Source organism: Staphylococcus sp. EG-SA-2 (assembly GCF_017152085.1).
Genome location: NZ_JACYHC010000585.1, coordinates 1 through 2,850, shown reverse-complemented (window position 1 = coordinate 2,850; position 2,850 = coordinate 1). Strand labels below are relative to the sequence as shown.

The following is a 2,850-nucleotide window of genomic DNA, read 5'->3' as shown; positions in this document are numbered from 1 at the left end:
TCGATTATTTATATTGCATGATTTGATTAATTTGATTGATTATATTGGACATGATGGTGTTGGCGGGATGCGTTGTTGCTAGTCGCGGGCTTTGTCCACTCCACATATGTGTTAACTCTTTGTCGCCGATGTTTGCTGCGGCTTTTCTTATGCTACTTGTTAGCTCATTTTGTATTGGATAATCTGGGATATCGCCTTCGTATTGGGACATTTCTTCGATAAACCTATTGTTGATACCGCGTGCAAGCTTTCCACTAAACGCTTTTGTAACGACTGTATCTGTTTCTTTACTATTTATAATTGCGTCTCGTAGTAGTTCTGATGCATTACTATCTTGTGATGTTAAAAATGCAGTGCCCATTTGTACCCCTTCTGCACCTAAGACAATACTTGCCAAAACTCCTCTACCGTCCATAATTCCACCAGCGGCAATGACCGGAATTGAAACGACATCTACAATTTGTGGCACTAAAGATATTGTTCCAACCATAGGTAATTGATTTTTAGGTTTTAAAAATGAACCACGATGTCCACCTGCTTCACTACCTTGAGCAACGATAGCATCCATACCCGCTTTTTCATTCGCAATAGCTTCATCAACACTTGTTGCTGTACCTATTAGCTTAATGTTTGCTTCTTTCAATCTTTCTATAATAGATTCATTTGGAATTCCAAAAGTAAAACAACATACAGGCACTTGCTTTTTAATTATCGTATCAATATGACACTTAAATTGTTGTTCTTCGATAATTTTTACAACCGGCTCTTCTAAATGTAATGCGCGTCGATAAGGTTTTAACCATGCATTCATATTTTCAATTTGACTACTGGTATATGATTGTTGACTTGGTACAAAGACATTTACGCCAAAAGAATTTGACGTTAATTGGCGTACATAATCTATTTCATCTTCCAATTGCTGCGTATTAAAGTAACCTGCGCCTATTGTGCCTAACCCACCACTGTTACTTACTGATGCAACTAATTTCGGTGTCGTACTTCCTGCCATACCTGCTTGTATAATTGGATATTCAATACTTAACATTTGAGTAAGTCGATTCTTATTCCACATAGCTGTTCGCTCCTTATATAGATACGTTGCGATTTTTCCGTTGTTGAAATTGAATTTGCTGTTGAGAAAGTTTTTCTTTTTCCTTTTTATCCATCTCATCTTCAATTTCCATACCTAATAATTCTTCAATTAAGTCTTCATGTGACACTATCGCTTCGGTACCACCAAATTCGTCCAACACAATTGCTAAATGTTTTCTAGAAATAGTCATCTTACGTAATACCCATTCAGCTTTATTGTGTTCATTCACAAATAATGGCTTAGCTGAATAGTTTGTAATTTGATCTTCTTTTTTATTACTCCAAGCCAACAGATATTTAGAATGAAACACCCCAATAATGTTATCAATATCTCCCTCGTACACTGGATATCTAGTGTATGGCTTATTCATAACCGTTTCATAAACTTCTTCGTATGTCGCATTTGAAGCAAATGCCGTCACATTAATTCTAGGTGTTGTATCTACATCTTTTACTTTTAAATTTTCAAAATTAATGACACCTTCCAACCTACTCGTCTCAATTTCATTTAAAGCACCTTCATGTCCAGCAATTGCTAACATTGTTTTAAATTCTTCTTTTGAAAATTGATGTTCTTGAGGTTGACCCTTAGATAAACTTCGATTAATACTGTCCGTCAACTTATTTAAAAGTAATGTGATAGGGCGAAACACAATGACACAAATATTAATAATTGGATATACAAGCCTTGTTATTTTATCTGGAAATGTTGCAGCGACAGACTTGGGAATCACTTCGGAAATCAAAATGATAACAACTGTTAAAACAGCTGATGCAATACCAACGCTAATCCCCCAACGTAAAGCCATAATTGTAACAAGTGTTGGTAATAAAATATTCGCGACATTATTCCCAATTAGAATCGTTGTAATAAACTCACTTGGTTTTTCAAGTAACTTTACAATGCCTTTTGCTTTTTTATCACCTTTGTCAGCTTCAGTTTTAAATTTTGTTTTATTGGCAGCCGTTAATGCCGTCTCGCTTCCTGAAAAGAAAAACGAAATAAATATCAATATAATTATGGCAATGATCACGCGTGTAGTCTCCTTATTGTCATATCTTATTTTTATTGTAGTTACTTAATTCCCGACGTTCTCGTTTAATAAACCAGTTAAAATTCATTATATATAATAGACTTAATAATGATAATTAATATGCATTTTTAATCATAGTTACTTTAATGCATTCATTAGTAAAATGATGCTATAGTTCGAGCTGTTTGTTATTAATAAATTTACATAATGAAAAATTTCAACAAATTCAGTTTATGACATAGTTATAATCATTTGAAACCATTATAATGATAACAACCAGTTTCTCATAAATTTATTCTAATTATCTTTTAAATATCTTTAGACAAGTACTTGTTTATATTCAAATATAGAAAGAAGGATTAACATGTATTTTGTTTTAGCAATATTTACAATCATTAGTGCCAGTGTAAGTTTAGGTTATTCAATTCAAGCATGTGCATCTAGTCATAATATAAATGCATATTATGCACTTAGTCGAAGCTTACCTTTATTTTTATTAGCTATTTTTTCTTTAGTCATTCATAGTGCTATATTTTTGATAACTATATCCATTGCAATGATTTTAGTTCAATTTTTAGATGCGATTGTTGGTTATAAAAGTGAAGATGTCTTTAAAACTTATGGTCCATTAGCAACATCTGTAGTGAACTTAATATTATTAATAGTTTTCTTATTTTAACTCACTTATACAACGAATCTTAATCGAACTAATATCGAATTATCT

General features: G+C 32.5%; 3 protein-coding genes. 1 reads left to right on the top strand and 2 read right to left on the bottom strand.

What is annotated here, in order from left to right; all coding sequences use genetic code 11:
* Positions 1-4: 4 nt before the first annotated feature.
* Complete coding sequence (locus IDG60_RS10330) at positions 5-1,072, bottom strand: NAD(P)H-dependent flavin oxidoreductase (RefSeq protein WP_000267236.1); 1,068 nt, start codon at positions 1,070-1,072, stop codon at positions 5-7.
* 13 nt (positions 1,073-1,085) lie between these two features.
* Positions 1,086-2,126 (bottom strand): hemolysin family protein, encoded by a 1,041-nt coding sequence (locus tag IDG60_RS10325; RefSeq protein WP_000582326.1) that lies wholly within the window; start codon positions 2,124-2,126, stop codon positions 1,086-1,088.
* Between the two features lie 364 nt (positions 2,127-2,490).
* Between IDG60_RS10325 and IDG60_RS10320 the strand changes: the two genes are divergently transcribed.
* Entirely contained in the window at positions 2,491-2,805 is a 315-nt protein-coding gene (locus IDG60_RS10320; protein ID WP_000274029.1) for a hypothetical protein, read from the top strand.
* The last annotated feature ends 45 nt before the right edge of the window (positions 2,806-2,850 follow it).